4 protein-coding genes are annotated in these 4,692 nt (G+C 73.6%); 1 reads left to right on the plus strand and 3 read right to left on the minus strand.

What is annotated here, in order from left to right; genetic code table 11:
- Positions 1–947, plus strand: a 947-nt coding sequence (locus ACIQOV_RS28280; protein ID WP_401053238.1) for an EamA family transporter, incomplete at its 5' end; no start/stop codon positions are given.
- Between the two features lie 144 nt (positions 948–1,091).
- Here ACIQOV_RS28280 and ACIQOV_RS28285 read toward each other — a convergent pair.
- The 3 genes from ACIQOV_RS28285 to ACIQOV_RS28295 all read right to left on the minus strand — a co-directional run.
- Entirely contained in the window at positions 1,092–1,655 is a 564-nt protein-coding gene (locus ACIQOV_RS28285; RefSeq protein WP_359901645.1) for an EF-hand domain-containing protein, read from the minus strand.
- A gap of 211 nt (positions 1,656–1,866) precedes the next feature.
- Positions 1,867–3,582, minus strand: coding sequence for a dipeptide ABC transporter ATP-binding protein (locus ACIQOV_RS28290; RefSeq protein ID WP_401053241.1), 1,716 nt, complete (start codon positions 3,580–3,582; stop codon positions 1,867–1,869).
- Between the two features lie 14 nt (positions 3,583–3,596).
- Positions 3,597–4,692: ABC transporter permease (locus tag ACIQOV_RS28295; protein ID WP_401053243.1), on the minus strand; the 1,096-nt coding region annotated here is incomplete at its 5' end.

The raw sequence follows: 4,692 nt of genomic DNA on the forward strand, positions 1-4,692 counted from the left end.
CCCGCCTCGGCGGCGCGGTCTGGCTGGCCCTCCTCGTGGTCTACATCGTCTGGGGGTCGACGTACCTCGCGATCCGGATCGCCGTGGAGACGATGCCCTCCTTCCTCTCCGCCGCCGCCCGCTTCCTCGTCGCCGGCCTGCTGCTGACCGGCTACCTCCTGGTGCGCCAGGGCCCGGCCGGTCTGAAGGTGACCAAGCGGCAGCTGGCCTCCTCCGCCCTGGTCGGCCTGCTGCTGCTGACCGGGGGCAACGGACTGGTGGTCCTGGGCGAGACCTCCGTCCCCTCCGGGCTGGCCGCCCTGCTGGTGGCCGCGGTCCCGCTGTGGATGGTGGTGCTCACGGCGGTCGGCGGCGAGCGCCCGAGGCCCGCCGAGCTGGCCGGGGTGCTGCTCGGACTGGTCGGTCTCGGCGTCCTGTCGGCGCCCGCGATCGGCGGGTCGATCGAGCCGACCGGCGTGATCATGATCATCGCTGCCACCCTGCTCTGGGCGACCGGCTCCTTCGCGACCAAGAAGATCCCGATGCCCGACAACGTGCTGGCCGCGAGCGCCTACCAGATGCTGGTCGGCGGAGTCGGCGACCTGGTGATCGGACTGGGCCGTGGAGAGCAGCACGGGCTGGATCTCGGAACGATCTCCGGGCGGTCCTGGCTGGCCCTCGCCTACCTGGTGATGTTCGGCTCGCTGCTCGCCTTCACCGCGTACGCCTGGCTGCTGCGGTCGGCCCCGCTGACCCTGGTCGCCACCTACGCCTACGTGAACCCGGTGGTCGCGGTGCTGCTGGGCTGGCTGATCCTCGCCGAACCGCTGACCGGCCCGACCCTCGCGGGCGGCGCGATCGTGGTGGCGGGCGTCTGCCTGGTGGTGAGCGTCAGCCGGCGTTCGGGCGGCTCGTCGCGCGGCGGGAGTCCGGCCCGTCCGGTGAAGGAGCCGTCCGCTCGGAGGTGAGCCCGGCCCACCACCACCGCCCCGGACGGCGGCCACGGCGGCCACGGCATTCACAGCAGTCGTGACGGCCACGGCGTCCACGATGTCAACGGTGGCCCGCCCCCGCGCTTCCGGCTCACGGGGGAGGGCCGTCCGCCGTACGGCTCAGAAGGCGTACGGCGGCTTGCCCGTCCACCAGTTGCCGGGCGCGTCCGGGTCGCGGCTGGTCCAGAACTCGATGATCGCGGTGGTGAACTCGGCGGCGGAGAGCACGCCGTCGCCGTCGGTGTCGAGGTGGCGGAAGGCCTCGTCGGCGTCGTCGCGGGAGAGGCCGGCGAAGTGGCCGCGCTGGAAGACGAAGAACTCACCGGCGTCCACCGTCCCGCTGCGGTCGGCGTCGGCGACGGCGAGGAAGGCCTCGGCGAGCGCGCCGAGGATCTCGCGCGCGGCCTCGGGGTCGTCGGCGAGAGAGCCGGTCGAGGTGACGAACTGCTGACGGGTGATCGCCTCGGTGCCGGCGGGCAGCCGGGCGAGGTGCAGGTCGTGCCAGGTCGTCAGGTAGGCGCGGACTATCACGGCCTCGGCCTCGGAACCCTCCTGATGGCCGAGCGAGCGGGCCACCGAGAGGCCCATCAGGACGTGGTCCCGCTCGGTGAGCAGGCCGTCGCCGTCGGCGTCGAGGTGATCGAAGCCGTGGTTGATCTTTGCGATGAGCAGGTCGTCCGACAAATGTGCCTCCTCGGTTGGTGATTCCTTGCTCGGGTCTCCTACGTCACATCGCCTGCACGCTAGCGTCTTGAGCCGGACCGGCGCAGCCGAACGAACGGCGAACGACCTGCCCGTTCACTTCCACGCCACTCGCCGAGCCGTCCGCCGAGCCGTCCGTCGGGCCGTCCGTCGAGCCGTCCGCCGGGCCACTCGCCGGGCGGCCCGGACCGTCTCAGTGCACCGCCGCCAGCAGCTCCCTCGTGTACGCGGTGTGCGGCGCCTCGAAGAGCTGGTCCCGGTCGGTGGACTCGACCAGCCGGCCCCGGTGCATCACCGCCACCCGGTCGCAGAAGTGCCGTACCACCGCGAGGTCGTGGGAGACGAACAGGAACGCCACGCCGAGCCGTTCGCGCAGCTCCATCAGCAGGTTGAGCACCTGGGCCTGCACCGACACGTCGAGCGCGGAGACCGGCTCGTCGGCGATGATCAGCCGCGGCTGCGGGGCCAGCGCCCGGGCGATGCCGATCCGCTGGCGCTGCCCGCCGGAGAACTCGTGCGGGTAGCGGTCCAGGTGCCCGGCCTCCAGCCCGACCTGCTCCAGCAGTTCGACGGAGCGCTCCCGCCGTTCGGCCGGGCCCAGCGAGGTGTGCAGGCGCAGCGGGGTGTCCAGGGTCCGGCCGATCGTCCGGCGCGGGTTGAGCGAGGCGTACGGGTCCTGGAAGACCAGCTGGATCTCGCGGCTGAGCCGCCTCCGGAGCTCCCGGTCGGGCCGGGTGACGTCCTGGCCGTCGTACAGCACCCTTCCGCCGGTGGGTCGTTGCAGTCCGGCCAGGACCCGCGAGGTGGTGGACTTCCCGGAGCCGGACTCGCCGACCAGCCCGAGTGTCTCGCCGGGGGCGATCCGCAGGCCGACGCCCTCGACCGCCCGGACCGGTTCGGCCCGCAGGCCGGGGAAGCGCCGGCGCCCCGGGAAGTGCACGGACAGGTCGTCCACCTCGACCAGCCAGCGCTCGGGGCGCTCGACGGTCCGCGGCCGGAACGTCCGCGAGGGTGTCGGCTCGTCGACCGTCGGCAGGGCGGTGCCCGGCACCGAGTCCAGCCGGAGCGCCGCGCCCACCAGGGCCCGGGTGTACGGCTCGCGCGGCGCGGCCAGCAGTTCGGCGGTCGGCGCGGACTCGATCCCGGCCCCGCCGCGCATGACCAGCGTGCGGTCCGTCGTCCCGGCGACCACGCCCAGGTCGTGGCTGACCAGCAGCACCGCCGTCCCGTGCTCGCGCTGCAACTCGCCGAGCAGGTCGAGGACCTGCCGTTGGACGCGGGCGTCCAGGGCGGTGGTCGGCTCGTCCGCGATGATCAGCCGGGGGTCGTTCATCAGCGCCATCGCGATCATCACCCGCTGGCGCATGCCGCCGGAGAACTGGTGCGGGTAGTCGCGGCTCCGGGCCGCCGGGATGCCGACCCGGTCGAGCATCTCGGCTGCCCGCCGGCCCGCCTCGGCGCGGCCCGTGCCCGGGTGGTGCAGCCGGTACATCTCGGCGAGCTGGGCACCCACGCCGTGGAAGGGGCTGAGCGAGGTGAGCGCGTCCTGGAAGACCAGCGCGGCCCGTCCGCCCCGCACCCCGCGCAGCGCGGACTCCTCGGCACCGACGACTTCCTGTCCGCCCAGCCGGATCGAGCCGGTGACGGTGGTGGTGCGCGGGTCGTGCAGACCGAGGACGGCGAGCCCGACGGTCGACTTGCCGGAGCCCGACTCGCCGACCAGGCCCAGGACTTCACCCGGCGCGAGGTCGAAGGAGAGGTTCCGGACGGCGGTCACGGGTGCGCCGCCGCGCGGGTCGGCGAAGGCGACGGTCAGGTCGCGGACGCTCAGCACCGGCTCGTCGCTCCCCGCCGCGGTGCCCTTCGCCCCTTCGTGCCGCACGCCGTCCCCGGGAACAGTGGATTTCATCGAAGGACTCCCCATCAGCTCAGCCGCACACGCGGATCGAGCCAGGCGACCGCGAGGTCGGCCAGCGCGACGAACAGCACCATGAAGCAGGCGGCCAGCAGCACCGCGCCGACCACGGCGGGCAGGTCCTGCCCGGCGACGGCCTCCGCGGCGAACCGTCCGACCCCGTTCAGCCCGAACACCGTCTCGGTGATCACTGCTCCGCCGAGCAGCACCCCGGCCTCCAGCCCGATCAGCTGCACCAGCGGCCCGGCGGCGCCGCGCGAGGTGTACTTCAGGTGGGCGCGCAGCCGTCCCAGACCCTTGCCGCGGGCCGTGCGGACGTACTCCTCGTTCATCGTCTCCAGCAGCTGCGAGCGCGAAAGCCGGGCGAACACGGCCGAGTTGACGAAGCCGAGGACGAACCAGGGGAGCAGCATCCCGCCCGCCCAGGCGGCCGGGTCGTCGGCCGGCGGAGTGTAGGAGGGCAGCGGCAGCAGCCCGGTGGAGTACACCAGCAGCCACTGCGCGACGTACCCGAGGAAGTAGATCTGCACGCTCGCGCCGACCAGGGTGAAGCCGGAGAGCAGCCGGTCGGTCCGCCGCCCGTGCCGCAGCGCGGAGACGAACCCGGTGCCGAGACCGAACACCAGCAGGACGGCGAGCGCCCCGGCGGTCAGCGAGAGGGTGACGGGCAGGTGGTCGGCCAGTGCCTCGGTGACGGGCTGGTGCAGCCGGTAGGAGTAGCCGAGGCAGGGTGCGTCGCAGTGGATGGTCGAGCCGTCCACGTCGCCGATGTCCCGCCCGGCGACCACTCCGACCAGGTAGTCGGTGTACTGGGTGAGCAGCGGCTGGTCCAGGCCCATGCTCTGGCGCACCGCCGCGACCTGCCCGCTGTCGCAGCGCGGGCCGCAGGCGGCGCGGGCCGGGTCGGCGGGCGCGGCGTAGAAGAGGGCGAAGGCGGCGGCGGAGACCGCGACCAGGACCGCGAGGGCCTGGGCGGTCCGCCGCAGGACGAAGGAGAGCATGGCCGATCCGGGGTCGACGTGACGGGGGAGGCGCGCGAAGGGCGAGCAGCTGAGCGGGACGCGGGCGAGAGGGAGCGGGCGAGAGGGGAGGGCGCGAGAGGGG

Source organism: Kitasatospora sp. NPDC091257 (assembly GCF_044757675.1).
Classification (GTDB): Bacteria; Actinomycetota; Actinomycetes; order Streptomycetales; family Streptomycetaceae; genus Kitasatospora; species Kitasatospora lactacystinica.